26 protein-coding genes and 5 pseudogenes are annotated in these 26,660 nt (G+C 70.9%); 14 read left to right on the top strand and 17 right to left on the bottom strand.

Going from position 1 to position 26,660, the window contains the following annotated elements; genetic code table 11:
- Positions 1–10: 10 nt before the first annotated feature.
- A complete protein-coding gene (locus tag AB0946_RS26965) occupies positions 11–1,645 on the bottom strand; it encodes a molybdopterin-dependent oxidoreductase (protein ID WP_366763220.1) in 1,635 nt (544 codons plus the stop codon).
- Positions 1,646–2,212: 567 nt separating this feature from the next.
- Entirely contained in the window at positions 2,213–2,947 is a 735-nt protein-coding gene (locus tag AB0946_RS26960) for a DUF6193 family natural product biosynthesis protein (RefSeq protein ID WP_366763219.1), read from the bottom strand.
- Between the two features lie 1,003 nt (positions 2,948–3,950).
- Between AB0946_RS26960 and AB0946_RS26955 the strand changes: the two genes are divergently transcribed.
- A complete protein-coding gene (locus AB0946_RS26955; RefSeq protein ID WP_366763218.1) occupies positions 3,951–4,307 on the top strand; it encodes a hypothetical protein in 357 nt (118 codons plus the stop codon).
- 67 nt (positions 4,308–4,374) lie between these two features.
- Positions 4,375–5,229, top strand: a complete 855-nt coding sequence (locus AB0946_RS26950) for a helix-turn-helix domain-containing protein (RefSeq protein WP_366763217.1) — start codon at positions 4,375–4,377, stop codon at positions 5,227–5,229.
- Here the strand turns inward: AB0946_RS26950 and AB0946_RS26945 are convergent.
- Complete coding sequence (locus AB0946_RS26945; protein ID WP_366763216.1) at positions 5,223–5,744, bottom strand: peptidoglycan-binding protein; 522 nt, start codon at positions 5,742–5,744, stop codon at positions 5,223–5,225. The two genes, AB0946_RS26950 and AB0946_RS26945, sit on opposite strands and share 7 nt — an antisense overlap.
- A gap of 168 nt (positions 5,745–5,912) precedes the next feature.
- Here AB0946_RS26945 and AB0946_RS26940 point away from each other — a divergent pair, with 168 nt between their 5' ends.
- Complete coding sequence (locus AB0946_RS26940; RefSeq protein ID WP_366763273.1) at positions 5,913–6,773, top strand: DUF2690 domain-containing protein; 861 nt, start codon at positions 5,913–5,915, stop codon at positions 6,771–6,773.
- Positions 6,774–7,268: 495 nt separating this feature from the next.
- Here AB0946_RS26940 and AB0946_RS26935 read toward each other — a convergent pair whose 3' ends face one another.
- Both AB0946_RS26935 and AB0946_RS26930 read right to left on the bottom strand, forming a co-directional pair.
- Entirely contained in the window at positions 7,269–7,667 is a 399-nt protein-coding gene (locus AB0946_RS26935) for a hypothetical protein (protein WP_366763214.1), read from the bottom strand.
- Positions 7,668–7,879: 212 nt separating this feature from the next.
- A pseudogene (locus AB0946_RS26930) lies at positions 7,880–7,990 on the bottom strand (IS5/IS1182 family transposase); the annotation flags it as partial.
- Positions 7,991–8,051: 61 nt separating this feature from the next.
- Between AB0946_RS26930 and AB0946_RS26925 the strand changes: the two are divergent.
- Both AB0946_RS26925 and AB0946_RS26920 read left to right on the top strand, forming a co-directional pair.
- A pseudogene (locus AB0946_RS26925) lies at positions 8,052–8,213 on the top strand (DUF4440 domain-containing protein); the annotation flags it as partial.
- Positions 8,214–8,543: 330 nt separating this feature from the next.
- On the top strand, positions 8,544–9,305 hold the full coding sequence (locus tag AB0946_RS26920) for an aminoglycoside adenylyltransferase family protein (RefSeq protein ID WP_366763213.1): 762 nt from the start codon (positions 8,544–8,546) through the stop codon (positions 9,303–9,305).
- On the opposite strand, the gene AB0946_RS26915 is transcribed toward AB0946_RS26920, so the two are convergent.
- From AB0946_RS26915 to AB0946_RS26905, 3 genes are all read right to left on the bottom strand, one after another.
- Positions 9,196–9,732 carry a hypothetical protein gene (locus AB0946_RS26915; protein WP_366763272.1) on the bottom strand — a complete coding sequence of 179 codons (537 nt, stop codon included), beginning with the start codon at positions 9,730–9,732 and terminating at the stop codon, positions 9,196–9,198. The genes AB0946_RS26920 and AB0946_RS26915 overlap by 110 nt on opposite strands.
- A 119-nt stretch (positions 9,733–9,851) precedes the next feature.
- Positions 9,852–10,070, bottom strand: a complete 219-nt coding sequence (locus AB0946_RS26910) for a hypothetical protein (RefSeq protein WP_366763212.1) — start codon at positions 10,068–10,070, stop codon at positions 9,852–9,854.
- 56 nt (positions 10,071–10,126) lie between these two features.
- Complete coding sequence (locus AB0946_RS26905) at positions 10,127–10,639, bottom strand: DUF2231 domain-containing protein (RefSeq protein WP_366763211.1); 513 nt, start codon at positions 10,637–10,639, stop codon at positions 10,127–10,129.
- Between the two features lie 86 nt (positions 10,640–10,725).
- Between AB0946_RS26905 and AB0946_RS26900 the strand changes: the two are divergent.
- Positions 10,726–11,154, top strand: a pseudogene (locus AB0946_RS26900) (CBS domain-containing protein); the annotation flags it as partial.
- Between the two features lie 18 nt (positions 11,155–11,172).
- Here the strand turns inward: AB0946_RS26900 and AB0946_RS26895 are convergent.
- From AB0946_RS26895 to AB0946_RS26870, 6 genes are all read right to left on the bottom strand, one after another.
- Positions 11,173–11,832 carry a CBS domain-containing protein gene (locus tag AB0946_RS26895; RefSeq protein WP_366763210.1) on the bottom strand — a complete coding sequence of 220 codons (660 nt, stop codon included), beginning with the start codon at positions 11,830–11,832 and terminating at the stop codon, positions 11,173–11,175.
- A 44-nt stretch (positions 11,833–11,876) separates the two neighbouring features.
- Positions 11,877–12,335 carry a cyclic nucleotide-binding domain-containing protein gene (locus AB0946_RS26890; protein WP_366763209.1) on the bottom strand — a complete coding sequence of 153 codons (459 nt, stop codon included), beginning with the start codon at positions 12,333–12,335 and terminating at the stop codon, positions 11,877–11,879.
- Between the two features lie 335 nt (positions 12,336–12,670).
- Positions 12,671–12,979, bottom strand: a complete 309-nt coding sequence (locus AB0946_RS26885; RefSeq protein ID WP_366763208.1) for a hypothetical protein — start codon at positions 12,977–12,979, stop codon at positions 12,671–12,673.
- A 358-nt stretch (positions 12,980–13,337) separates the two neighbouring features.
- Positions 13,338–13,742: a hypothetical protein gene (locus AB0946_RS26880; protein WP_366763207.1), complete on the bottom strand. Its 405-nt coding sequence runs from the start codon at positions 13,740–13,742 to the stop codon at positions 13,338–13,340.
- A gap of 287 nt (positions 13,743–14,029) precedes the next feature.
- Positions 14,030–14,434: a DUF6176 family protein gene (locus tag AB0946_RS26875; RefSeq protein ID WP_366763206.1), complete on the bottom strand. Its 405-nt coding sequence runs from the start codon at positions 14,432–14,434 to the stop codon at positions 14,030–14,032.
- 122 nt (positions 14,435–14,556) lie between these two features.
- Positions 14,557–15,531: a serine protease gene (locus AB0946_RS26870; protein WP_366763205.1), complete on the bottom strand. Its 975-nt coding sequence runs from the start codon at positions 15,529–15,531 to the stop codon at positions 14,557–14,559.
- 754 nt (positions 15,532–16,285) lie between these two features.
- Between AB0946_RS26870 and AB0946_RS26865 the strand changes: the two genes are divergently transcribed.
- Positions 16,286–16,975, top strand: a complete 690-nt coding sequence (locus tag AB0946_RS26865; RefSeq protein ID WP_366763204.1) for a cyclic-phosphate processing receiver domain-containing protein — start codon at positions 16,286–16,288, stop codon at positions 16,973–16,975.
- A 42-nt stretch (positions 16,976–17,017) separates the two neighbouring features.
- Here AB0946_RS26865 and AB0946_RS26860 read toward each other — a convergent pair whose 3' ends face one another.
- From AB0946_RS26860 to AB0946_RS26850, 3 genes and pseudogenes are all read right to left on the bottom strand, one after another.
- A complete protein-coding gene (locus tag AB0946_RS26860) occupies positions 17,018–17,338 on the bottom strand; it encodes a MafI family immunity protein (RefSeq protein ID WP_366763270.1) in 321 nt (106 codons plus the stop codon).
- 31 nt (positions 17,339–17,369) lie between these two features.
- A pseudogene (locus AB0946_RS26855) lies at positions 17,370–17,516 on the bottom strand (IS630 family transposase); the annotation flags it as partial.
- Between the two features lie 41 nt (positions 17,517–17,557).
- A pseudogene (locus AB0946_RS26850) lies at positions 17,558–17,905 on the bottom strand (transposase); the annotation flags it as partial.
- Between the two features lie 496 nt (positions 17,906–18,401).
- Here AB0946_RS26850 and AB0946_RS26845 point away from each other — a divergent pair.
- The 7 genes from AB0946_RS26845 (at position 18,402) to AB0946_RS26815 (ending at position 26,349) form a co-directional block, all read left to right on the top strand.
- Positions 18,402–19,268, top strand: coding sequence for an ABC transporter substrate-binding protein (locus AB0946_RS26845; protein WP_366763203.1), 867 nt, complete (start codon positions 18,402–18,404; stop codon positions 19,266–19,268).
- A gap of 2 nt (positions 19,269–19,270) precedes the next feature.
- The gene (locus tag AB0946_RS26840; protein WP_366763202.1) at positions 19,271–20,020 is read left to right on the top strand and encodes an amino acid ABC transporter permease; all 750 of its coding nucleotides are present in this window, start codon (positions 19,271–19,273) and stop codon (positions 20,018–20,020) included.
- On the top strand, positions 20,017–20,787 hold the full coding sequence (locus tag AB0946_RS26835; protein ID WP_366763201.1) for an amino acid ABC transporter ATP-binding protein: 771 nt from the start codon (positions 20,017–20,019) through the stop codon (positions 20,785–20,787). Before AB0946_RS26840 ends, AB0946_RS26835 begins: the two co-directional genes overlap by 4 nt.
- A gap of 44 nt (positions 20,788–20,831) precedes the next feature.
- On the top strand, positions 20,832–21,914 hold the full coding sequence (locus tag AB0946_RS26830; RefSeq protein WP_366763200.1) for a LacI family DNA-binding transcriptional regulator: 1,083 nt from the start codon (positions 20,832–20,834) through the stop codon (positions 21,912–21,914).
- A gap of 166 nt (positions 21,915–22,080) precedes the next feature.
- Positions 22,081–23,205 (top strand): FAD-binding oxidoreductase, encoded by a 1,125-nt coding sequence (locus AB0946_RS26825; RefSeq protein ID WP_366763199.1) that lies wholly within the window; start codon positions 22,081–22,083, stop codon positions 23,203–23,205.
- A 29-nt stretch (positions 23,206–23,234) separates the two neighbouring features.
- A complete protein-coding gene (locus AB0946_RS26820) occupies positions 23,235–24,266 on the top strand; it encodes a Gfo/Idh/MocA family oxidoreductase (protein WP_366763198.1) in 1,032 nt (343 codons plus the stop codon).
- Positions 24,267–24,312: 46 nt separating this feature from the next.
- The gene (locus AB0946_RS26815; protein WP_366763197.1) at positions 24,313–26,349 is read left to right on the top strand and encodes an FAD-dependent oxidoreductase; all 2,037 of its coding nucleotides are present in this window, start codon (positions 24,313–24,315) and stop codon (positions 26,347–26,349) included.
- Positions 26,350–26,660 lie beyond the last annotated feature (311 nt).

Raw genomic sequence — 26,660 nt, 5'->3', positions numbered from 1 at the left:
TGTGGTGGTGTCAGTCGACGGTCACGACGACGGAGTGCCATCCGCTGGCGCCGTCGGGGATGGTGCGGGTGCGTTCGCCGGTCTGCACCGTGCCGGTGCGGTCGGTGGCGCGGACGGTGAGGGTGTGGCCGCCCTTGGTGGCCCGCCAGGGAAGCGACCATTGGCGCCAGGTGTCGCGCGTGTCCTCGGCGGCCAGACTGGCTTCCTGCCAAGGGCCGTCGTCGATGCGGACCTCGACCTTGTCGATGCCCCGGTGCTGGGCCCAGGCGACCCCGGCGATCATCACCGTGCCGGCGTGGGGACGGGCGAACGGCTTGGGGCTGTCGATCCGCGAGCCGGTCTTGATCGGGGCCCTGCGAGCCCAGCCGCGCTTGGTCCAGTAGGGATCGTAGGCGTCGAACGTGGTGAGCTCGATGTCCTTGATCCACTTGCAGGCCGAGACGAATCCGTATAGGCTCGGAATGATCATGCGGACCGGGAAGCCGTGGTCGAAGGGCAGCGGCTCGCCGTTCATGCCGAGGGCGAGTATGGCGTCGCGGCCGTCCATGACGTCCTCGACCGGGCTGCCGATCGTCATGCCGTCCACTGACCTGGACACCAGCTGATCCGCTGGTCCGCCCCGGGACGGAGGCTCGACGCCGCATTCGGCGAGCAGGTCGGCCAGCCGTACGCCGATCCAGCGGGCGTTGCCCACATACGGGCCACCGACTTCGTTGGAGACACAGGTCAGGGTGATGTCCCGCTCGATCAGCTCCCTGCGGAGCAAGTCGTCGAAGGAGTAGGTCCCGGGACGTTGTACGCCCTTGCCGTGGATCCGCAACCGCCAGGCGGAGGCGTCCACTTTGGGTACCACCAGCGCGGTGTCCACCCGGTAGAAATCCGGGTTGGGGGTGACGAAGGGGCTGATCCCGGGGATGCGGAGCCCGGCCCTCTTCGGGATCGGATGCGCCGGTGACCCGGGAGGAGGCAGCGCGACCTTTTCACGGGAGGCGATCGCGTCCTGGCCGCGCGAGGCGTTCAGGGACCGGCCGACCGCGCCCACCGCGGCAGAGGCCGCTGCCGCGGACGCGGCCGCGAGGACGAATCCCCGCCGGTCCCAGCCTGGGAGCGCAGACAAGCCGTCTTCCGTTCCCTTGGTCGCGGGGTCGGATGTAGATGATGCCGGCGGCCTCACCGCGGTCAGGCGGCCCACCAGCACGTACAGGAGCAGCAGTGCCCCGGCGAGGGCCCCGACGACGGACGGGAGTGCGTCGGCGAGGCCGCCGGAGTCGGGGCGGCTGACGGCGGCCGCCGCCCCGATGGCTCCGAAGAGAAGGATCCCGGCGGCTCCGACCCGCCGGTCCAGCACCGCCAACGCACCGAGCGCCAGTGCCAGCAGGGTCAGCACGACGAGGATGCCGAGCTGCAGCACGAGCTTGTCGTCGGTGCCGAAGTGGCGGATCGCCCAGTCCTTGACCGCAGCGGGCGTCGCGTCGATGGACGCCTCGCCCACCGCGATGACCGGACCGGACTGCGGACGCACCGCTGCCGCGACCAGTTCGGCCACTGCCAGCGACGCGAAGCCGGACAGCACCCCGCTCAGTGCACCCAGCGCCAGACGCGGCCACCCTGGCCGTACTCGCTGATCCTTCTCTTCGTCCCTCACGGGGGGAATCCGGTCCAGCCCGCGAGGCGGATTGGTCCTACACCTGATCAGGTGAGAAAAGCCGGCGGACCAATCCACCGTGCCCCGCACTACGGGGAACGCAACAGCACCGTTGCGGTCATCGACCCGGGACACCCGGTCGATCCCGACCGGTCCCGGGCCCGCGCGGCATCGCCATCGGCGACGCGGACGACACCCGCTACATCTCGGCGTTCGCGCGGAACACCTCGTTTTTCCGCACCCAGTGACGACCACCCGTGGCCGGCCCATTCGGTGACGGTGCTGAACATCAGGGACGTCGACATGGCCGACGCCGACGCCACGGTGCCGTTCGAGGAGCTCCCGGTCGGATTCGGCCCGTGCGGCGTGGCAGTGCTCAACACCGAGAGGGCCGGCTTCATGACAGAGGCGCGCGCACCGGCCCTGTTCCCACCGGAAGCCACTGCGGGCCGCGACCTGTGCCGGGCCCTCGACTCGGCATCCCCCCGAAGAACATCGAACGCGACCGGCACAAGCTCAAGTGTCCGGTCAGCCCTGGGGTCCCCGTCGACCCCGAGCCCGGCTTGTTCACTCCGCTCCGAGCGTGACAGGTCCGAGACCGGAAGGCAGACGGCTGGCAGCGATCGACACGGCCTCCGCCGCCGTCGCCGCCTCGGCACGGCCCTCACCCATCATGTTGTCACTGACGGTGTACGGCGCCTGCCCATGGGCGGCCAGGCAAAGCCGGACAACGGTGAGGCGCGGACGAGTGGTGGTGGAGAACCGCAGGGTCCAGTGACTGGTGAAGGGGTAGAGCCTTCGCAGCGCCGGCTCCGCGTACGCCGCCTCGATGAGGGCGTGGTACGCGGGCCAGTCCACCTCGCCGGCCTCGGTGAGCAGGTGCTGCCACTCTGATTCGGTCAGTAGCGCCGGATCGTTGTCGGTCACCTCGAAGCGGCCCGTGAGGTGCACGAACGGAGCGACTTCCCGGATGGCAGTCAACTCCTCGCCGATGTGCCAGGCATGCGCGGCCCGAACGATCGGGGCCAGCTCGTCTGTATCTCCTTTGACGAGCGCCATGTCCTGGAATGACTCGCACCCGCGGATCGACCAACGACGTTCGACGGCCCAGGCGCTGATGGTCAGAACAGTCCGGCGCGAAGCCGCGCTCGTGACCGAGGCAACTCGCAGGGGGGCGGCTTCGGAGACGGTGAACGGCACTGGGAGGCCGTCTCTGTCGGCCACCGCCTGAAGCGCAGCGGCAAGGCTGCCTTCGGCCGCGATGTCGGGATACAGAGTGGCGGGATCTTGCGACGCGGACATGAGTCACGATTGTGCCCCAGCCCCTACCTGCGGTGTGTTCCGATTCAAGGCATCGCGTCGGCCTCTACCTAGACCGGGAACGGCGATCAGCCGGGTCGCCTGCGCCCACAGCCATGAACGTGGCCCGGCCTCATCGTCCTCCGACAGGCCGCCTCGCCCATCGCCAAGCCGAAACGGACATGCACGCGCGAGTCGCCCTCTGAGGGCGCGTCGACCGAGGCGGCCGGCTGGATGTCCAGCGCGATTCGCCCGGGTCGTCTCATGCGAAAGCCCCACCCCTGACGGTTCATCAGGGGCGGGGCTTTCCCGTTGGAGCGCCGGGCAGGCCTTGCACCTGCATTTCCCCGCAGGAAGCGGGGCGTCTTTCCTTGGACCACCGACGCGTTGAGCTCTGACCGCTTGCGGCGGCGGGCTCAAGATCCACCCTACCCCATCGCGTGAGGCGCTCGGTCTCGCGGCGAACATCTGCCCGGAGGCTGTCCCCTGCCGGCGAAACGGCCGACGACTCCCGGGCGGCCGTTCGCCTCCGCCTGTGACGCCACCGGCCGTCCGCCTGCCCGGTGGGGCGGGCGGCGTGCGGCTCACGCGTCCGGCGCCTGGCGCGACCCCGGTTGTGGGCGCCGGCCCACGGGCAGCGCCAGGTGTCGGGGCCGGCAAAGCCTCGGCGGCGATGCCGCGGATCTTCTGCTGGAGGACGGTCGCGCCGACCACCAGAGCGCTGCCCCTGCGCGGAGAAGGCATGCTTCCTCCTGCGGAGTTGGTCACGAGGAGCCGGGGTGACGCGTCAGCGAGTCTGGGAGCCGGTGGCACGGCGGTGCCGCGGTCCGTCGTCAAGTGAGGTGATCCAGGACCGTCCTACCCGAGTGGCCTGCGACCGTACCGGGCAGAACGGTGATTTCGCGGGACGGCTGGGACGGCGGACCGAAAAACTTCTTCTGCCTCCCGCACCCTGTGTGTTGGCCTGGAGGCCATGGGACGTGGGAAGAGGATGATGACAACGGCCTTGGCCGGCTTGTTCGCGGCCGCCGCTGTGGCGGTGGGAGCGCCACCGTCCGCGGCGCGGGCCGGCATCGGCTGCGCCGAGCTGGACGTCTGCTTCTACAAGACCGCGGACGACTGGGCACAGGGGCGGCCGACGGGTTCCTACCGGGGGGTGACACGGTTCCCGCAGGAGCTGGGACCGGACGCCTACGGCGCCTACGCGGTCTACAGCGGCCTCAGCGAGGAGAGGGCGATCCTGCACATGACCACTGCGGGCGACGGACGCGCGTACGGCGTCTGCCTGGCACCGTACCAGCAGCGGGTGCTCCAGCCGGACACCGTCAGCACGGTCTACATCGACGGCAAGGCGGGCTGCTAAGAGTGCGCTCCGGTGCGTCCGCGCGACGGGGCGGATTCCGGCTGCCCGGCCCCGCCGGACGCCGGACGTGACACTGCGAGGGCCCACGCCCGGGGACCTTCCAGACGCGCACCGGCGGCTGGTGGAGGAGCTGCGGCGGCTCAAGGGCCGCCACGGCTGGACCTTCGCCCAGCTCGCCCGGAAGACGGGCTACAGCACGACCTCGTGGTACCGCTATCTGTCCGGCCGGACGATGCCGCCGTGGGAGGCCGTGGACGCCCTCGGGCGTCTCGCCGCACAGGAGGACGGCCGGCTGCGGGCGCTGTGGGAGGTGGCCGCGGCCCGGCAACCGGTACCGGGACCGGCGCGGCTTCCGGACCGGGGTGAGCAGGCCGCACCGGTCGGCGCGGCCCCTCGTCGGCGATCCCGGACGACCGTGCTCGGCGGTCTGCTGGGGACGGCACTGCTGCTGGCCTCGTCGCTGGCCCTGCTGAGTCCCTGGGACGGCGCTGGTCGCACGGCGTCCCGTGACCCGGCCCCTCAGGGGGCGCCGTCCGGTGAGCCCGAGTGGCCCTGGCCGCTGCCCGCCGCGACCGGGACAGCACCCGGCGTGCCCTGTCTCGGTGACGGCTGCCGGGGCCGGGACCCCTACCGGCTCGGCTGCGACCGGGGCAGTGTGCCGGTGCACGCGCTCAGCGCCGAGCACCACACGCTCACGCTCTGGTACAGCCCGCTCTGCCGCGCCGTATGGGCCGAGGTCGTGCCCGGCGCCGGCACCTCACGGCTCACCGTCTCCACCGACAGCCGGGCGACGAGCGCGCCCGCCGGTGACGCGCGCACCGGGATGCTGGGCACGACGCCCGGCCGGGCCAGGGGAAGCGTGAACCTGCCCGGCCGCCAACTCGGTGTCGGCGCCCGCACCTCCTGGGTCGTGGATCAATGACCGTCCCGGCAGACGTGCAACGTAGCCGTGTCGGTACGCAGCGGGAGGAAATGCCCTTCGTCGTACACCTCGTAGACACCCGCGCCGGTACGGCGCAGAGGCAGGGCGTACCGCTCGCCGACGTACACCGTCCACGGCTGCCGGTACATCAGCCTCGCGCCCGCGAAGCCGAAGGTCTGGGCTCCGGCGACCCCGTCTGCGACCAGGCCGTGATTGCTCTGCCAGACGCGCGTGGCCTCACGGGTAAGGGCGTCGTAGCGGCAGGTGACAGCAGCCCGGGGAAGATAACCGTCCGCCCACAGCACGGACTGCCACAGGCCGACGAGATCACTGCGCGGATGCCCGCGGGCATCGAGCAGTCCCTCGTCCCGCCAGTCGTCGCCGAGGGCGCCGCGGCCGGTGACGTACGACGCCGTCGGCCGGTCGGCGGCACTCGCCGGTACGGACGCCAGGAGGGCCGAGACGGCCAGGACGAGCGCCACGCGCAGCGGATGCGGTCCTCCGGCGACCCTCATGTCCCGCCCCTACCCGGTGGCGGGAAATGGCAAGCCGTGCACTTCTGCGGCAAGAACCGCTGACCGTACCGTCGGTTGGGCGTGCAGTGCGCGGCGGACAGGGCGGGACGGGCGATGGGGAAGTGGCGGGAGCTACCGCACGAGCTGGAACCTGACGTGTGGGCTTTGGTGGACCGACTGCGGGAGATGAAGGACGACAGCGGACAGAGCCTCGCGGCGCTGGCCGGGCGAACGCCGTACAGCAAGTCGGCCTGGGAACGGTACCTCAACGGCAGGAAGCTGCCGCCCCGGGAAGCCGTCGAGGCGCTGGGCCGGCTGGCGGGCCGCGACGTCGCACCCCTGACAGCCCTGTGGGAACTGGCGGAGCAGGCGTGGAACCGGCCGCGCTCGCCCGGCCCGGAACCACATCCCGGCGGACAGTCGGCCGCTGAGGCGGTGGAGCCGCCCGCCCGGCCCGCGCGCCGGATGTCACCGGGCGCACGGCTGGCTGGTCTCCTCGTCGTCGCGGCCGTGGTGGCCGCCGGAGCGGCGGCCATCCCGGCCACAGGCGGTCACGACACCGGCCCACACCGGCGATTCGCATCGACGACCGGCGCGGAAACCGATGTGGACACGCAGTGTTTCGCGGACGGCTGCGCCGGCCTCGACCCGAAGGACACCGGGTGTTCGGGTGACGCCTGGACCTCCGCCCTGGCCCGGGTCGGCCGGGTGTACGTCGAACTGCGCTACAGCGACGCGTGCCGGGCCGCCTGGGGCCGCATCAGCTGGGGTGGTCCCGGCGACGTGGCGGAGGTGGTCCCGGCGCGCGGTAGGTCCCTGCGGGAGCGGGTGCACTACGACACCGACGTGTACACCGCCATGATCCCCGCGTCCGACCCCTCCCGGGCGAAGGCCTGCACGCAACTGACCTCCGGCCGCCACGGCTGCACTCGGCCGGGTGGGCAACGGCACCTGCTCGAGCCCCCCGAGCCGTCGCCGCCCAGGCCCCCCACCGCCCCGCCCCGCCGGGATCCCGAACACTCCGGCTGAGCGAGCCGAACGGACACGTGCCGCCGTGAAGGTGTGCTCCAGGCAACGCGCCGACTCCTTCCGAGAGGGGGTGAGACGGCTGGACGGCGGCCTGCACCGGAGACAGCCTGGATGGGTCGGGCGCGAACACCGTGGGCGCGACGTCGGCTGGCCGCAGCTCGGAGGAGGCCGTATCCGCCGCACCGGCCGCGGGGGCGGCACCGGGGCGGCCTTGAGCCCATGGCCGGCATCGGGCAGCCCTGCTCGGGGGCGGACAGCAGTCCGTCCCCACGGAATCCCGTGGGGACGGACTCGGCAGGCTCTGGGACGGGGACGATGCAGTCGCGTCCCAGGCCGGCCGCTCGGGCGACGGCCGGGTGCCGACGGGGCCCTTCAGCCGGGCGAAGGTGTCCGCTCGATCCACCTCTCCGCTCCACGGCGGGTGGACACGGCCCAGCGACGCGGTCCCCTCCTTCGGCCAGCCGAAGGAGGGGACCGCGAGGGGACCTGCGGAGATCAGGCCGTGTCGTAGTGCCAGTCTCCGCAGTCGAAGATCTCGCCGGTACTCGCGTGCCCGAAACAGGCTATGTAGGCGACTTCGACGCCCTCACCGATCGAGTAGTTCTTCGTCACCGGGCTGCCGCTGTAGCCGTTGGAGTTCCAGACCCAGCCCTCGTCGTGCCAGGAACCGTTGTAGTAGTACTGCAGGTCCCCGACGGCCGACTTTCCGTCCGAGGCGTAGTCGTGCACGGTGAAGTACTCGCCGTCGGACGTGAAGTTCACCTCCGAGGCACAGGTCGTCGCGCACACCGATCCGCTCGCCAACGCCGGTCCCGCGGTGATCAGCGTGGCCGCGGTGGCCAGACCGAGCGTGCCGAGGACCATGCCCGCCCTCGTCCGCATTCCCTTCAACATCGTTTCCCCCTCTGTCGAGGTCCGTCTGCTGACGAGAGCCACCATGCGCGCCGAGCCGGCTACCGGGACACGAGCTTTCGCCAGGTGGCGACTTCGTGGGACGTCCCAGCTTCTGAGCTGCGCAGACGCATGTCTCACCGACGGCCGTGCGGGACGACGCCCGCCGGTAATTCCCGCGATCCCCGGCCGATCACGCCGGCTTCGCCTCCGCCGACCGGGCGGCCCCGGCCATCGCAGGCGAGGTGGCCCCAGGTGGTGAGCCCTCCGCGGGACCGGCCAAGCGCCTGCCGCGTCGCCACAGGTGCCGGGTCCTCCAGTTCGTCCCTGCCCACGCTTCACGGCGGCGCCGAGAACAGCACCCCCATCACCGCAGAGCACTTCGAGGGCACGGTGCTCGCCCCCGGGATCGTCCACCTCACCTACGAGACCCGCATCGAGGACCGGTACGCCCGCCGTTCATCGATCTGGCGCCGTGACGCTGCCGGGGAGTTCCGGCTCTACTACCACCAGGCCACGCCGGTGCCGAACGGGATGGCCAGGCCGTAGGGTCCGTGATGGGGTCCGTCCGCCCCTCCCCATCGGGCGGCCGCGCGGCGTCACGTGCGTGCTCTCGGCATGCCGGCTCCGGGTCTTCGTACTGGACGTACTCGGGTCCGGGGCTGGTCGGCGACTGGGGCTACCCCCTGCTCGAAGAGCTTGGGGGGCATTCATGGCGTCGCTGGCAGACGGGAACGGTCAGACAGGCCCTGGGGTCTGTTGCGAAAGTGCCGGTCACAGCCACTCGTTGACGGATGCGACCAGCGTGGTCGCGTGACGGCAGACCGAGAGGCCCACGACGCCGTGTCGTCGGACCGGACAGCGGGAGACACTGGCGCGATGAATCAGCTTCAGGAGAGTGTGGCCCTGGTCGGCCGTGTGCTGGGCAAGGATGTCATCGGCGCCTACCTTCACGGATCTTCCGTCGTCGGTGGCCTCATGCCGGCCAGCGACGTGGACGTGCTCGTCCTCTCCCGGCTCTCGATGAACGAGCGGCAGCGCCGGGATCTCCTCGGCGGACTGCTCGCAACCTCCGGCTCTCGGAACAAGGTCCGCCCGGTTGAGCTCATCGTGGTTGTCCAGTCCGAGGTTCGGCCATGGCGATACCCTCCGACCTGCGACTTCCTTTACGGCGAGTGGTTGCGCCCTGAATACGAGGCCGGCAAGGTTCCCCGGCCCGAACCGATGCCTGACCTGGCCCTGCTGATCACCATGGTGCTGACCGGAGACCGCCCACTGACCGGCCCGCGGCCCGCACAGGTCCTCGATCCCGTCCCGCACTCCGATCTGATCCGGGCCGGCGTGGCGGGCATTCCCGACCTGCTCGACGACCTGGATGCCGACACCCGCAACGTGCTGCTGACCCTCGCACGCATCTGGACCACGCTCGCCACCGGCCAAATCAGGTCGAAGGACGCTGCTGCCGACTGGGCCCTCGCCCAGCTACCGCCCGAACACCGCCCCGTACTGGAGCACGCCAGGCATCTCTATCTCAACTGTCGCTACTCCGAGGAAAGCTGGAGCGAGACGCTGCGGGCCCAAGTACGTCCGCATGTGGACCAGGTGCTCGCCCGGATCGACCGGCTGAGCTTCCGGAGCTAGGTCTATCGCGAACGCGCTGGTCACATCCATTCGTTGATGGCCGCCATGAGGACGGTCGCCTCGTGGCGGACCGTGAGCTTGTCGTAGCGCGTGGCGCCAACGCGGTGCCTCTTGACCGTTTGATCCCGCACTCGACCGCATGACGCTCGCGGTAGTCGGCCGGGTCGAAGCGTGGCGGTCGGCCGCCGCGGGAGCCGAGCCTTTGGTGGTTGCGGGCCTGGTCGGCCTTATCCGGGACGGTGCAGCGGATCCCGCGTCGGCGCAGGTAGGCACGGTTCTTGCGGGAGGCGTACGCCTTGTCGGCACGCACCCGATCAGGGCGGACGCGCGGTCGGCCCGGTCCGATGCGGGGCACGCGGACCTTCTCCGGCACGGTTTCGAACGGCGGCGAGTCCCCGCGCTGCCCTGCGGTCACCACGATCGACATCGGCTTCTGACCCTGCTGGGACACACGCTCGTCAGTGCGCAGCGCTTCGCGAAGGGCCTCGCGCATGGCCCGGCTCGGCCGGGAGGCGGTCCGAGGCGCGGGTGGGGTACGGGTGGTGCTCATGCGGAGTGCTCCGTCCGCTCCGGGGACGAGGTGTCCTTCTCCCATGTCGAGGTGTCGCCCCCCGGCAGGCCGAGTTCACGCGCCCGCAGCAGACGGCGCATGACCTTGCCGCTGCCGCTGCCGCTGCCGCTGCCGGTGTGCGGCAGGTACTGGTCGAAGGCGATCTCCCGGGGCGCGACGGCCGGCCCCAGCCGGCGCCTGGCGAAGGCCAGCACGTCCCGCTCGGCCTGCCCGGCTCCACTTCCTCGGCGCGTGGCCGGCCGATGCCGGTTCAGGACCCGCCCTCTGTCCCCTTCACCGTCTTGGAGTAGGCGTCGTGCCAGGCTGCCTTCGCCCCGGAGTCGCCGATCCGGTAGACGTCCACCACCGCTCCCGCCGCAACAGCCAGCGAGAGCACGCCCACGACGATCCGCACGGGCAGCGCGGACCAGCGCGTGCCGCCGCCCTGTCCCGGTTCCGCAGGAGCGCGCCGGCCCGTCCACCACACGACCGCCGCCAGCACGAACAAGCCCAGGGCCCAGGGCAGCAGGCCGTCGCCCAGCTCGGCGTGCCGGCGTACCAGGGCGTCGTCGTCCACGTGCCGTTCCAACCACTCGCCGGCGTGCGTGGTCAGCGGCACGCTGACCAGGGCGACGAGGGCGAGCAGCGGCAGCAGAGGACCCAGCCGCCGCCCGGCGCGCGGCCACAGCGCGGCCGCGACCAAGGCCAGAGCGGTCAGGGGTATCAGCACGACAACCACATGGACCAGCAGGACATGGCTGGGCAGACCGTTGATCAGACTCATTCACGTGCTCCTGAGAGGGTAAGGGGCCCGTCAGCCTGGCACAGCAAGCTCTCAGTTGCCTCTCAATCGATCAAGACCCGATGGGCCTGATGACCGCTCCGGCCGTCACCGTGGCACCCGACGCCCCTCTCACCCACGCCGCACGCATCATGGCCCACACCAGGGTCAAGCGGCTGCCGGTCGTCGGGCACGACGGCATCCTCCAGGGCATCGTCAGCCGGTCCGACCTGCTGAAGGTCTTCCTCCGGGACGACGCGGACATCGCCGAAGAAGTACGGTGCGAGGTCGTCACGCCGCTCTTCGGCACGCACGCCGAAACCGTCCGGATCCAGGTGCGGGACGGTGTCGTGACTCTCACCGGCCGAGTGCGCGAGCCGGCCGTGATACCGCTCGCCACCCGCCTCGCGCGCGCCGTGCCGGGCGTGGTGGACGTGCGCTGCGCCCTCACAGGCCCGCCACGCCATCCGGATCTCGACCCCGACCTGCCGGACTCCCGGCCGACAGCCCGCGCCTGATGGTCCCAGTGAAGGGCGCTACCCGATGTCGGAGCCGGCGGCGGTAAGCCGGCAGTCGACACCCACGACCCCTTCCACGCCCCGGACCAGGCGCGCGGCCAGCGGTATCCGTGCGGCGTCCCCGACGCGGCCCGTCAGGGTCGCGACGCCGTCGCTGACGATGATGTGCACCGGTTCGACCGGCGCCGGGAAGAGAACGTCGATGATGTCCCGGCGGATCTCGTCCGCCAGATCGTTGTCGGGACGCAGGAACACCTTCAACAGGTCCCCCCGACTGACCACGCCTTCGAGGACGCCCTCGGCATTCACCACGGGCAGCCGTTTCACGTGCCGCAAGGCCATGATCCGTGCCGCCTCGGGAAGCGTGGCGTCTGAATGGACAGTGACGGCCGGGGCACTCATCAGCTCCTCCGCGCGCACCGCCCCGGCCTTCGCCAGATCGGGCAGCCGACGCAGTTGGGTGAACCGGTCCGGATCGCTGTCCCGGAACTCCTCCTTCGGCAGCAGATCGGCCTCGGACACCACTCCGATCACCCGCCCGTCGCCCTCCAGCACGGGCAGGGCACTGACCTTCCACTGCTCCATGCGTTCGACGACGTCCTTGAACAGGGCCTTCCGGCCCACCGCGACGACGGCCCGCGTCATCACGTCACTCACCCGGTGCGGGCTGCTTTCCACGTTCTCCTCCCTCGGCCGTTCGGCCGGACGGAGCGGGTGCGCGGTCACACCAGGTCTCCGCTGCCGTAAGGGGCGTACAGGTCGAGCAGCCGGACCCGGGTGGCGTGCAGCCTCTGGGCGACCACACATCCCACCCACACCGCCAGCGCCCGTCCGAACGCGGGATCCGCGGCGCACATCGCGCGCACCGCCTCGGCGTCGAACTCCCAGGCCCGTACCGGAGTCATCGCCTCGGCACCCAGGTGCCAGAAGTACGGCGGGAAGTGCCACGACCAGCCGACCAGTTCGCCGTGCCCGAGCGACTCGACCACGGCCGGGCGGCGGCCGGGCACGTGCAGATCGAGGGCGACGGTTCCGGTGCGTACGATCCAGAAGCGGTCGGCATGCCGGCCCTCCTCGAACATGCGGGTCCCGGCCTCGAAGGAGACCTCGCGGGCGAGGCGCATCAGCCGTTCGCGGTGCACGGGCTCAAGCGCCGTGCTCATCGTGGTTGCGGAGGTCATCGCACCGGCTCCCTTCCTGGGCTGTCGATCCCAGCGTGCGCCCCCTCGGAAGCCGGCGCCACGGGCCGCCGGGCCCCGGCCGTGGGCCCTTCGGCCCATACTGCGCGGCGTGCCGCCGGGCTGGTGCCGGTGGACCCGATCGGTGCCGGTGCCACACACCGGAAGGGGGCCCCGCGTGGATCCGGCGGCCGAGCCTCACCGATCCCGGAAGCCCGGCAGACTCCTACCTCGACGCGGTCGGCAGTCGTCTGGGCTGGACCCCCGCCGTGGCCGCCAGGCCATGAACGCGGCTCCGCCGTTCTCGCCGCGTCGGTGTCCGCGCACGGCTGCGCGAGTCATCTCAGTGGGCTGAACGGGTCTTTGACGAGGATGCTGTGCGTCCCGGGCACCTGCGTTGCCAGCCCCGGGGGAATGATCTGGACGACGTTGCCCTGGCACCCCGGGACGTTGTGGACGCGGACGGGAACGTCCGTGAAGTTGAGCACGGTGGACAGCTGGGCGACCTCGTAGCAGCCGAGCGGGTGGTTGTGGACGACTCCGTCGATGCGGAGGAATCCGTTCGTGGCGAAGGCCGATCCGGGAACGGTGAGCACGAGCATCCCGGCGGCCGCGAATATGGTGAGTGTCGAGCTGATGCGACGCATGGCGCGCCTCCTCATGGGCAGGTCGGGGGGTGTTCCAGCCCTGCAAACGACCGTACGGAAGTGTGCGGGTACTGCATCCCGGTGTCGTCCGGACGGGCGACACCGGCCGGTCCGCTCGCCGAGGACGACGGTTGCAGCGCCCGACCGCGGGCCACCGCCGGTCCGGCGGTGGGGAAGTGTCAGGCACCGTCCGGCGCGGCCGCCTCAAACAGCTCCTCATCTGCCGAGGCAGCGCGGACTGGCCGACTGGTGCGCTGTCGACTGGGCGGCGCTCGGCCGGACTGTACGTCGCCCGTACCTCGCACGAGGCGCTGGCGGCCCGGCCCGGACTCTGCTCGTGAACCCAGAAGCTCGGTGCTCAGTGGCCGCCGGACGGCTCGAAACAGCCGGTTTCCAGGAACCGGCCGTTGACTGTGACTTGGTAGTTGGTCGTCTGCACGAACGCGGTCACACAGGCGTCGTGACGGACGTTGAGGGCGATGCTGGTGCCTGGGTTGCTGTCGGGGTCGTGGGCCCGCACGAAGAGTGTTCCGCGCCCCCGCTCGCTGTCCGGACCCTCGTTTCGGTAGCCGAGCTTGAGCAGCGCCGTGCGCACACTCTCGGCATCCCATGTCCTGGCCGTCCAGAGCCGCTTGAGGACGGGCTCCATGCGGGCAGCTTCCGCGCGCGCAGCCTCCTCACTGGCAGGCGACATCTCTTTGGGGATCTTGAAGCCGTTGTTCTCGTGGTAATGCGGGGCTCCGTCATGGGAGCCGGGTTCCACGTTGCCCCGAGCAGGGCCGGCGGGGGAGCCGCTGCGTGAGGGGGAGACGGGGCCGCTGAGGCTCGGGGCGGGGCCGGCCGCCGTCGGGCCTGAGTGCTCCTTGCCGCAGGCGGTCAGGGTCAGGGCAGTGCCCAGGAGAAGTCCCGCAGCAACGTATCTCGGTCTGGGTATCCGCATGAGGACGACTCTGCCACAGTGCCGATGCGGTCAACTCGCTCACCATGGACGGTCGAGGCTTCGTCTCCTCACACGAGTGCCGACACCGTCTCCGAGCTCTATGCGCTCAGCTAGAGGGAGGTCACTCGGTCACGGTCGGGTTCGACCCGCGTGGCCTGGGGATCATGCCCGGCGAGCACTGTCTCCTCCATCTGGTCCGCCCGCAGATCGAGCACGATCTCGGCATCCGCGGCCCCGTCGTCCGCGTCCCGCATCACTGAGCGATGCTCGGCATCGACCGAACGGGGAGATTCGTCGGCCACCGCGCGCGAACGCGACAGATCACCTGTCTGCATCGCGTACACGATGATCGGACCGTCGCTCGTGTCGATGATCATCGCGGTCTCGTGATCGACTCCCTCAGCGGCGAGCGACTCCAAGGCTTCAGCACGACGCGGACCATCTACCTCGCGCAACCAGGCGACCACTCGCTCGCGTTGGTCGGGACGCACGCGACGGGCGATGAGATGGATCACGAAGAAAGCGTAGGGCAAGTCAGGCCGGACGACGGCTTCATCAGACGGGTTCGCTCGGCACCACGCACCCGGCCCTCGTCCGGGGAAGGGGGCCGGGTGCGCGGCGATCCTCGGGGTATCGCTCAGAGCGCGTGGCGGGCCTTGCGGCGGCGTACTGCGAGAGCGGTGCCGCCACCGGCGGCGATCAGCGCGGCAGCCACGCCGACGATCACCGGGGTGTTGTCGTTCGTGCCCGCCTCGGCGAGGTCGGAGCCCTTGGCCGCGGTTGACGGAGCACTGTTAGTCCTCATGGTCTTGTCGATCCAGCCCGCGTAGGCAGGCGCGCTGGTGTAGAGGCCGGGGCCGTGCGAGCACGGCACGTTCGGAGCACCGGGCCCCGAGGTGACGCCGATCAGCTCCCAGCGGCCGTCCCGGCCTTTTTGGACCTGCGGTCCTCCGGAGTCCCCGAAACACGCCATGGCCTTCGGCACGGTGGTGATCGTGCACAGCCGGGTCCGGTCCGCGTAGCCGGGCGCGCACTCGGACTCGGCGCCCCTGCGGGTGTTCAGCTCCTGCAGTCGGTCCGGGAACTTGAACTCGGTGTCGACGGTGGTGCCGAAGCCCAGGAGCCGGGTCGGGGTGCCGGGCGGCCCTGCCTGCTCGGCGATCTTGATGGGCTGCTGGGCGACCGGGCGGTCCAGGCGTATCAGCGCGATGTCGTTCTTGTTGGCGGCCTTGTTGTCACCGTTCACATAGCCGGGATGGACGAAGGTCCGGTCGATCTTCCGGACGGTGCCGCCGGACTTGCGGTGGTCGTTGCCGACACGCACGATGCCGTCCAGCTCGAGCCCCTCGCCCTCTATGCAGTGGGCCGCCGTCAGCACCCACTGCCGATCGATCAGCGACGCCCCACAGTTTCCGTCGATCAGACCCTGGTCCGGGGCCGACTCCGGGATGACCGCCATGAAAGGGTAACTGGCGGTGGAGTCCGACCCGTTGACGATGGCTCCGGCGCTGGCGGCCATGACAGTGACGCAGCCCGCGGCGACGAGAGCGCCGACTGCAGCGGTACGGGCGGTGCGGGCGGTACGGCGGCGCGGCGGCGCGAAGCTGGACACAGAGGGTTTCCTTTTGCTTGGTGATCCGTGCGCGATCAGCCTCGTCGGCCGGAACTTGCCGCACCATCCAGGCAACGGGTCGGTCGATGGTGTGGCCAGCCCCCTTCTGTACTGCGGGAACCCCGCAGAGGGGGGCACCGGCCGGGAGCCGAGACACAGACGTAGGCCCTACTCGCGCTGGGGCACGTCGTACTGCAGACCGGCTAGGACGCGGAACGGTCGAAGCGGCGAACGCCCCGCCGACGACTGGACAGACAGACCCATCCCAGCGACCGGCAAGAACCACGTCGCCTGCGGCATGAGCAGGAAAGCGGTCGGCACCGTTATGCACGACGGCTGCCCACCCTGCCCCGAGGAGACGTGGCCGCCTTCCGCGAGGAGTGCAAGTGCCGCCTGAACAAGGCCGACTTCGCCCACACAGGCGGCTGGTGACAGGCGGGCTACGCCGCCCGCACCTGGCTCGCCCGCCGACCCGCACCAACAGCCGCGAACCAAGGACACCAAGAGCGCTGTCCCCGCGGGGCCAGGACGGGCGTCGGCGAAGACAGCGGTGACTGGCCGGACGTGGAAGGGTCGCGCCTGTTCCTGGCCCGCCTCACCGTCTCAAGCCCCAGCCCCCAGTCCCCAGCACACCCTCGCCCACGTACGCGGAGCCCAGAGAGGATGCCTCAGCCAGCACCTCCCACTCGACGTCCGGGACGACCTCAGCGAGCGGGGCCGGCACACGGATCAGTCCCTGCCGGCCACGACCCAGATGGCCGGCGTCGACGAGCATTCCACCCGCCTGGCCAGCGACCGCGACGCGCGGATCCACATCGGCATGCGTCCCGCCCTGCGACACATGTACGCCATCCCGCCCTGTGCCCGCCCCATGCTCGCCGCTGCGCTCACCTTCCGCCGCCGCATCCCGCGCACCACCGACCACCTCGGGCTGTTCGCCTGCTGTTTCGGCACCCCATCCGCTTCGACAACCGCGTGCGCGACACCGGCCTCGACATCCCGGCCGTCACGCACCCGCACCCGCACCCGCACCCCACACACGACTGGCACACCGCCGCCCGCTGCCGGCACCTGCCCGCCGCACTCGGGGCATGATGGTCGAGTGCAGCAGCCCCCTCCCGAACCAACACCGGTCATCCTCGCCATTGACGACCTCAGAGCGCTGCCCCAAGCGACACGGCTCGCCCGCACCAGCCGTGAAGGAGTCCAACTCCTCCAAGAGCACCGGGACATCTTCATCGACGAGCTCTGGCTCGACCACGACCTCGGCGGGGATGACAGCATCCTGCCGGTGGTGACCCTCCTGGAGGAGGCCGCCTTTCATGGAAACCCGTTCCAGGTCGGCACTGTCTACGTGCACAGTGCCAACCCCATCGGCGCCGAGACTGTTGTGCGCTCTCTTTCGCATTGGAAGTACCGCGTGAAAAGAGCCGTCGCCCAATGAGTAGCCAGTGCTCTGACCGGGAAGGTTCGCCGGATTGGCGGATCATTCCTGCTCGGAGGCAGCAGCGAGGTGACGGCGGCAGAAGTCGGCAGCCGTGAGGTGGGGCCTGTGCAGCGCATCGCTGTGAAGCCGCATCTCACGAGCCGCCTGGTCCAAGTGCTGCCAGAAACTGAGGGGCAGGTCGAGGGCGTCACCGAGATCGACCAGGCAGTCGAAGGCGAGTCCCAGCTCGTTGTGCTCCAGGAACTGCAGCGTTGTTGAGAGATCGATGTCCGGCAGACGTGTGAGGTGGGCGCGGGCGGCGTCGAGGTGGTCACGGATCTGATTCCAGCCCGCCCTCAGAGCCTCACGATCATCGGTCATGGCGCCAGTGTCGCCGGTGCCCTGATCGAGGTCACGCGACTTTCGCTGGTCGTCCGCCCCAGCGCAGGCCCTTGCGGCTGCGGATGCGAGCCCGCTCCTTGCGCTGCGCGGCGAGGACGTCGGGTTGCCGGGCATTCTCGTTGTGCCACCGCAGGCGGGCGTGCAGGGCCCGGGTCTGGGGGAGGGGGCGACGACGGTGTCGTTGACCTTGGCCTTCGCCGCCGCCACGTGCGCGACGCTTCGTTGCTCCAGCCAGTACCGCAGCCGCATGACCTGCCCCCACGCCTCGTCCGCGGTCACCCACGCGAACGGCACCTCAGCGCCCAGAGCGCAATGGAGCATGCCTGCACGCGCTCGCTCTTCGTGGCGAACGGCACCTCGTCCGGGATGCCAGGCGCCCGTCACCGCTCCCGGTCGTCCGTCCGGTCCTACGGCAGATACAACACCCGGTCGATCAACGCCCGCCCCCGCCGGGAGCCGTAGGCGAGGGAGGTGCCGATCCGGCAGTCCTCCCGTCCGCCCCGCAGTGGCCGAACACCGCCGCTGCACCCCAGCCGGTCACCGGGTTCTTGAAGAAGGCGATCCGCTCGTCACCGGTCAGCACCGCGCCCTCGCCACCGATGCCGTCGATGACTTGCACGCAATCACACCGGACCCATGACTGTGATCGCGGTACTGACCGGCAGAGGGGCACGGCACAGCAGGCCCACCCTGGCAAGGTGATCGGGTCCGCACACGTCTCGACGAGGTACCGGCCCGCGGCGGCGGAACCGATTCCTGCCGCCCGCAGTGGTCGAGCGAGCCGCCCTTCGGCCATCGCGGCACCGGTCGCGGGCGGCTGGCGCGGCGCCCCCTGTTCCCAGGTTTCCGGCCGAAGGTATTGACGCTCACGACAGCCGGTGAGAACGTTCTCTCACTCCGCAACGAGAGAACGTTCTCTCGCGGCGGAGGGACATGCCGCACGTGTCATCGCTTCGGCCCCGTCGGCATCTGTCCCACCTGTCCTCTCGTCCGGGTCGGTCAGTCGGATCCGGACCTCAAGCACACGCGCGAGTGTCTCGGCATGCATGGAGGAGTTATGGGGAAGGCCCGTCCAGCGAAGAGAGGGGTCGCCGCGGTGGCCCTGCTGCTGCTCGCGGTGACCGGCTGCGGTTCCGGAGGAACGCCCACGGGGGCGGGCTCCGGAGGGCAGGCACATGGGGTCGGCCGAGCGGGCGTACTGAAGATCGGTACCTCGAACAACATGAAGCCCTACGCCTACGAGGAGAACGGCAAGCTGACCGGCTTCGAGGTCGATCTCATCTCGGCAGCCGCGCGCGAGCTCAAGCTGGAGCCGCAGATCGTGTCCCTGGACTTCTCGGCGCTGCTGCCGGCGGTCAGCAACCGGCAGTTCGACGTGGCCGCCGCCGCGATCGGCATCACCGCGCCGCGCAAGAAGATGGTCGACTTCTCCGACGGCTATCTCGCCGGCTACTTCGGCGTCCTGACCAAGCCGGACAGCGGGATCACCTCCTCCGTCGCGAGCGTCAAGGGCAAGCGCATCGCCGTACTGCAGGGGTCCATCGAGGACGCCAACGCCGGCACGTTCCTGCCGGGCGCGGACATCGTCCGGTTCCCCGACGACAACTCGGCCGACCTGGCGCTGAAGAACAACCGGGTCGCCGGATTCTTCAACGACTTCGGACCCAACCTCGGCATCGTCAAGAAGTACCCGGACCTGCACCTGAAGCAGCCCATCACCCTCCCGGCCACCGACTTCCCCGCCGGCTGGGCGGTACGCAAGGGCAACACCGAGCTGACCGGCGAACTCGACGGCGCGCTGCGGCAGCTGGTCGACGACGGCACCTGGCTGAAGCTGTACAAGAAGTATTTCCCGCAGGACCCGGTGCCCACCGCCAGCCAGATGCCCCCCTACACCCCCAAGGGGTAGCCATGAACGCGTTCCTGCACAACTTCTTCGACTGGCAATTGATCGGCCAGGTGCTGCCGGACCTGCTCACCTACGGGCTGCGCAACACCCTGGTCCTCGCGGTGGCCTCCGCGCTGCTGGGCAGCGTCATCGGCATGGTCCTGGCGGTCATGGGCCTGTCGCACCGCTGGTGGCTGCGTATGCCCGCCCGGATCTACACCGACCTCTTCCGGGGCCTTCCTGCGGCCCTGACCATCCTCATCGTCGGCGAGGGAGTGTTCTCCGCGCAGGTCAGCTGGCTGACCTCGCCGTACCCGGTGGCCATCCTGGCGATGAGCCTGATGTCGGGCGCGTACATCGGCGAGATCTTCCGCTCGGGCATCCAGAGCGTGGACAAGGGCCAGGGGGAGGCGTGCCGGGCCCTCGGGCTCACCCACGGCCAGGCGCTGCGCCTGGTGGTGGTCCCGCAGGGCGTGCGCAGGGTCCTGCCGGCCATGGTCAACCAGTTCATCGCCATCATCAAGGACTCCAGCCTGGTGTACTTCCTGGGCCTGGTCACCAGCCAGCGGGAGCTGTTCCGCATCGGCCAGGACGACGCCATGACGACCGGCAACCTCTCCCCGCTGCTGGCCACGGGACTGTGCTACCTGCTGCTGACCGTACCGCTGACCCACCTGGTCAACTCCATCGACCGGCGGCTGCGCGAAGGCTCCCGCCCGGCCCCCGCGGCCGACGAACCGTCCCTCGTGGACCCGAAAGAGGCGCTGGTATGACGACGCCGGATGTGGCGGTCCCCTCCCACTCGCACCGCTACGAGGGGACCTCGCTCGAAGCCCGCGACGTGCGGATGAGGTTCGGGCCTGTCGAGGTCCTGCGCGGCGCGGACCTCCTCGCCCCGGCCGGCGAGGTGGTGTGCGTCATCGGCCCGTCCGGTTCGGGCAAGTCGACGCTGCTGCGCTGCCTGAACGGGCTGGAGACCCGCTCGGCGGGCCGGATCCTGCTGGGCGGCGAGGACACCTCGACCATGGACATCAACGTGCTGCGCCAGCGGGTCGGCATGGTCTTCCAGCACTTCAACCTGTTCCCGCACAAGACCGCGGCGCAGAACATCATGCTCGCGCTGCGGCACGTGAAGAAGATGCCGCGGGAACAGGCGGAGGCCATCGCCCGGCAGCGGCTGCGGGACGTGGGCCTGGCCGACCGCGCGGGACACCGTCCGACCCAGCTGTCCGGCGGTCAGCAGCAGCGGGTCGCCATCGCGCGGGCCCTGGCCATGGAGCCGCAGGTGATGCTCTTCGACGAGGTCACCAGCGCGCTCGACCCCGAACTGGTCAAGGGTATCCTCCAATTGATGGCAGACTTGGCCCGGGGCGGCATGACCATGGTCGTGGTGACCCACGAGATGGGGTTCGCCCGGAAGGTCGCCGATACGGTGGTGTTCATGGACGCGGGAGTCGTGGTGGAGTCCGGGCCGCCCGAGCAGATCTTCGACGCGCCCTCCTCGCCGCGGCTGAAGACCTTCCTGTCGCAGGTGCTGTGATGCCGGCCGGCACAGGAGCCGCACCGGGGCGCAGGCGCCCGACGGTGGCCGACGTGGCCCGCGAGGCGGGTGTCTCGGTGGCCACGGCCGGCCGCGCGCTGGGCAACTACGGTCGGGTCAGGGACGACCTGCGCGAACAGGTGCAGGCGGCCGCACAACGGCTCGGATACTCACCCAACGCCGTGGCGCGCAGCATGCGCTCCGGTGGCACGCGCAGCATCGGCTTCGTCGGCGCCGACATCTCCAACCCCTACTTCGCCACCGCGATGCGCGGCATCTGCGACGTGGCCCGCGAACAGGGCTACGAGCCGATCCTCGCCAACAGCGACGACCGGCTGGAGGTGGAGCGCGCCGCGGTCAGTGTCCTGCTGGACAAGCAGGTCGAGGGCATCGTCGTGGCGCCGACCTCGGTCACCGACGTCGCCCACCTGGAGCGGGCGAAGGAACTGGGCGTGCCGATCGTCCTGCTCGACCGGCACACCGGTGCGCTCGAAGCCGACAGCGTGGTGATCGACAACGAGGCGGCGGCGTATCAGGCGGTCGCGCACCTGCTCGGCCTCGGCCACCGCCGGGTCGGCCTGCTCGCGTGCGTCGACCCCGCGGAGGGCCCGGAACTGGTGACGCGGACCGGCACCGGGCGGCTGACGGTCCGGGGCGCCGCCCGCCCGTCCATCGACCGTATCCGGGGCTACCTGGCGGCCGTCGACGACCACCGGGCGACCTCCTCGGCCGAGCTGATCCAGTACACGCCGCTCAGCGACGCGGCACAGGCCGAGCGGAGAGCGGAGGCCCTGCTGACGCAGCCGCAGCCGCCCACGGCCGTCTTCGCCACCGACAACGTCACCACGCAGGGCCTGTTCATGGCGGCACGCCGGCGTGGACTGGCGATCCCCGCGGACGTCTCCCTGGTCGGCTTCGACGACCTGGACTGGACCACGCTCGTCGATCCGCCGCTCACCGTGGTGGCCCAGTCACCGCTGGACATGGGCCGCGCCGCCGCGGTGCGCCTCTTCGAGCGGATCAAGGGCGACGACCGCCCGGCCGAGCGGATCGTGCTGCCGACCGAACTCGTCGTCCGCTCCAGCACCGCCGAGCACAGCCACGGCGTGCGCGAACACTCCGGCTGAAGCCACTCCGACCCCGGCTGATCCCCGTACCACGACTCCCGGCTGATCCACCGCACCCGCGTCGTCGGCCGGAACACCCGCGGGGCACCGTACCCGGCCCACGAGCAAGCGCCGTGCCCCGGGCGTCTCGTCCATGCCCTTCTCATGAACACCGAGAGGTCTTTCCATGCGTACTTCCCTTTCCCGCCCTCGCGTCGCCGTCCTGGGCGGCGGTGTCATCGGGGTGGCGACCGCGACGCGGCTCGCCCTCCGCGGAGCCCAGGTCGTCCTGGTCACCGAGTCCGAACTGGCCGACGGTGCGTCGGGCCGCTCGCTGTCCTGGCTCAACTCCTTCGGCGGCATGCGCTCCGAGGCCTACCACCACCTGCGGGTCCTGGGCATCGACCGCTACCGCACCTTCGCCACCCGCGTGCCGTCCTCCGGCTTCCTGAGGTTCGACGGCGGACTGACCTGGGCGGCGCCGGGTGAGGATGCGCACCGCGCGGCGTTCGAGCACATGCGGCGCAACGGCTACGACGCCGTGTGGCTGACCCGGGACGAGGTCCCGCGGTGGGCGCCCGGCGTGAACCCGGCCGCGGTCCCCGAGGAGGGCGCCATCCTCAACCCCGGTGAGGGCTGGGTGGATCTGGTCGCGCTCGTCCGGCACCTCGCCGGTGCGTTCACCGAGGCCGGCGGTGTGATCCGCGCCGGTGGCGGCGCCGCCGACGTGGTCGTCGAAGGCGGCCGGGCGGTCGCGGTGCGCACGGGCACGGGGGAGCGGATCGACGTCGACGCGGTCCTGCTGGCGACGGGCGCCGACGTACCGCGCATGGTGCGCCCCTACGGGGTCCGGATCCCGGACGCGACGCCGCTGGCGCTGCTGGTACGCACCAAGCCGGTCGACACGGCCCTGCGCGCCACGCTGAACACGCCGCGCGTGGCGCTGCGGCCCGCCACGGGCGGAGCGCTGGTGATGGACTCCGATGCCTCGGCGGCCGAGGTGGTCGACCACGGGGACGGCAGCTACGAGGTCAAGGACTCCACCGTCGAGCAATTGCTGCGCGAGGCGACGGCGGTGCTGGCCGGCGATCCACGGCTGGAGCTGGACTCCTACGGCGTGGGCCGCAAGCCGATCCCCGGCGACGGCGAGCCGGTCCTCGGCGAACTCGACGAGGTCCCGGGCCTGTTCGTCGCGTTCACGCACAGCGGGGCGACCCTCGCCCTCATCGCCGGCGAACTGCTCGCCGACGAGATCACCACCGGCGAGCGCAGCCCGCTGCTGGCCGCGTTCAGGCCCGGCCGCTTCCGCTGACCACCGCCCCGGCACAGGAAGGACAACGCATGACCACGCCTGTACGCATCGGCCTGGTCGGTTACGGCTTCGGCGGCCGGTACTTCCACGCGCCGCTGATCGACTCCGCGCGGGACTGCGCGTTCCTCGGGGTGGTCACCACTTCGCCCGAGCGCCGCGCCCAGGTCGCCCGCGACCTGGGCCGGCCGACGTACGCCTCGCTCGACGAACTGGTCCGGGCCGGCGCCGAGGCGGTCGCGATCTCCACTCCGGCGGCCACCCACGTGACACTGGCGCGGCAGGCGCTGAAGCTGGGCCTGGCGGTGGTCTGCGACAAGCCGTTCGCGCTCGACGCGGAGTCGGCGCGGGAGACCGTACGGCTGGCGGACCGGCTCGGTGTTCCGCTGACGGTTTATCAGAACCGGCGGTGGGACTCGGACTTCCGCACGCTGCGGCAGTTGGTCGACGACCGGAGGCTGGGCACGCTGATCCGGTTCGAGTCGCGTTTCGAACGCTTCGAGCCCGAGCCGGGCCCGCCCGCCGCGGGCGGCGGCACCCTGCTCGACTTCGGCAGTCATCTGGTCGACCAGGCCCTCGTGCTGTCCGGGCCCGTTCAGCGGGTGTACGCGCAGACGCACCACCGCGACGACGCAGGCGGCCTCGACGACGACGTCTTCATCACGCTGACGCACCACAGCGGCGTGCAGTCACACCTGTGGGGAAGCTGGCGCCAGGGTGCTCCGGGCCCGCGCGTCCGGGCCACCGGCACCTCGGGCACCTACGTCGTGGACCGGATGGACGGGCAGGAGGCGCTGCTGGTCGCGGGCGTCCGCCCGGCATCGGAGGGCGACCGCTGGGGTACCGAGCCCGAGGACCACTGGGGACAGGTGCTGCGCGGAGCGCACGCCGAGCCCGTGCCGTCCGCCCGTGGCGCGTGGGACCTGTTCTACCCCGCCTTCGCCGCGGCGGTCCGCGGCACCGGTGCGGTGCCCGTCGATCCATGGGACGCGGTCGAGACCGCCACCGTGCTGGACGCCGCCCGTACCAGCGCCCACACCGGCCAGGCCGTACGCCTGCCCTGACCCCACACCCGTTGCCCCCACCGATCCGGCGAAGGAGTCCAGCCCCGTGCGCGTCAACGACCCCGTCCTGCAACCCCTGCGGATCAACAACCTGACCCTCAAGAACCGGATCTACAGCACCGGACACGCGCCGTCCGGCTACCTTGACGGCGGCGTGCCGGGCCTGCGGTACGAGCTGTACCACGAGGAGAAGGCCAAGGGCGGCATCGCCCTGACGATCATCGGGGGTTCGAGCAACGTCGCGGCGGACTCCGCCAACGTCTTCGACCAGATCAACGCCGGGGACGACGCCATTCTGCCGTTCTACCGCTCCATCGCCGGCCGGGTGCACCGGCACGGGACCGCCATCATGATCCAGCTCACCCACCTGGGCCGGCGCTCCAAGTGGGACATCGACCAGTGGCTGCCCGCCCTCGCCCCGTCCCCGGTGCGCGAGCGGGCCCACCGCAGCTTCCCCAAACAGATCGAGCGCTTCGACATCGACCGGATCATCACGGCTTACGGCACGGCCGCGCGAAGGGCACGCGAGGGCGGCCTGGACGGCATCGAGATCGCGGCCATGGCCGGCCACCTGATCGACCAGTTCTGGTCGCCGCGGACCAACCACCGCACGGACGAGTTCGGCGGAACCCTGCGGAACCGGCTGCGCTTCGGTCACATGGTGCTCGAAGAGGTCCGCAGACAGGTCGGCGACGACTTCGTCGTCGGCATGCGTGTCCCCGGCGACGAGGGCGTGGCCGACGGCCTCACAGCCGCCGACTGCGCCGACATCGCGACGGCCATGGCCGGTACCGGCAAGCTCGACTTCCTGTCCGTCGTCTACGGCTCCGGCAACACCGACCGCGAACTGGCCGAGGTCATCCCCGTCTTCGGCCGGCCGCTGGGCGCCCACCTCCCGGTGGCGGCCGCGATCCGCGAGGCGGCCGGCGGCATCCCGATCTTCCACGCCGGCCGGATCGCCGACCTGCCCACCGCCCGGCACGCCATCGACGGCGGTCACGCCGACATGGTCGGCATGACCCGGGCGCACATCGCCGACCCGCACATCGTGGCCAAACTCCTCGCCGGACAGGAGGAGCGTATCCGCCCCTGCGTCGGCGCCACCTACTGCGCCTCCCGCGTGGAGACCTTCTGCCTGCACAACCCCGCCACCGGCCGGGAAGAGGTGATCCCACAGCTCGTCGGCCCCGCACCGGCCGCCAAACGGGTGGTCGTGGTCGGCGGCGGTCCGGCGGGACTGGAGGCCGCCCGCGTCTGCGCGGCACGCGGTCACCAGGTCACGCTGCTGGAAGCCGCCGACCGGCTCGGCGGGCAGGTGATCCTCGCCGCGCGCACCCCACGGCACGCCGAAAAGGCCGGCATCGTCCACTGGCTGGCCAAGGAGGTGGAGCACCTGGGAGTGACCGTCCGACGCGGCTGTCTCGCGGAACCCGCCGACGTCCTCGCCCTGCGGCCCGACGTCGTGGTGGTCGCCACCGGCGGGCTCCCCAACACCGCCGTGGTCCAGAACGGGGAGGAACTGGTCGACTCGACCTGGGACGTACTCGGCCGCAGGCCCCGGCCCGGCCACCGGGTACTGATCTTCGACGACCACGGCGGTGAGCAGGCACTGACCGCGGCTGAGCACCTGACCACCGCCGGCGCGCACGTGGAGCTCGTCACCCCCGACCGCACGGTCGGCGCCGATGTGACCGGTACCCTCTACCCGGACTACCTGCGTGCCCTGTACGCACACGGCACGGTGCTGACCCCGGACCATCTCCTGCGCGCGGTCCGCCGCGAGGGCGGCGCGCTGGTGGCCACGCTGGCCAACGCCTACACCGACGCGGTGTGCGAGCGGACCGTCGACCAGGTCGTCGTCGAACACGGCACCATCCCGGCCGACGACCTCTACCACCAGCTGCGGGCGTGCTCCCGCAACCTCGGCGAGACCGACGTGACCGCGCTGGCCGAGGGCCGGCCACAGGACCGGGTGACCCATGAGGGCGGTACCTACCAGCTGTTCCGCATCGGTGACGCGGTGGCCCACCGCAACGTCCACGCCGCGCTCCTCGACGCCCGTCGGCTGTGCGGGTCCCTGTGAGGGCCCCATCGCACCGGGCGTCGGCTGGCCGGACTCCGTGATGGTGATCTTCGAGACAGGAACTCGCCTCGGGCCTGCTCAACACCAGCCTCCAGTGGGACCACGCCCGGACATTAAGTCGGTCTGCTCGGCGCGGGACGTGTGCTTGCGCTGGGGGCTCAGCGCGGCGCCCTCATAGTTCTGCGAGGCCGGGCTGAAGTCCCCTACGTCAGCCGCGCAGTCCGCGCTGTTCCCGACAGTCACCCGGCCGTGCAACGCGGGCGCCGGCGCCTGTACTCCCCACAACCTCCGGACCTGCTCCGACCCCGCGC

It is taken from the genome of Streptomyces sp. NPDC046870, assembly GCF_040704595.1.
Taxonomy (GTDB): domain Bacteria; phylum Actinomycetota; class Actinomycetes; order Streptomycetales; family Streptomycetaceae; genus Streptomyces; species Streptomyces argyrophylli.
This window is presented reverse-complemented; position numbering and strand designations above follow the sequence as displayed.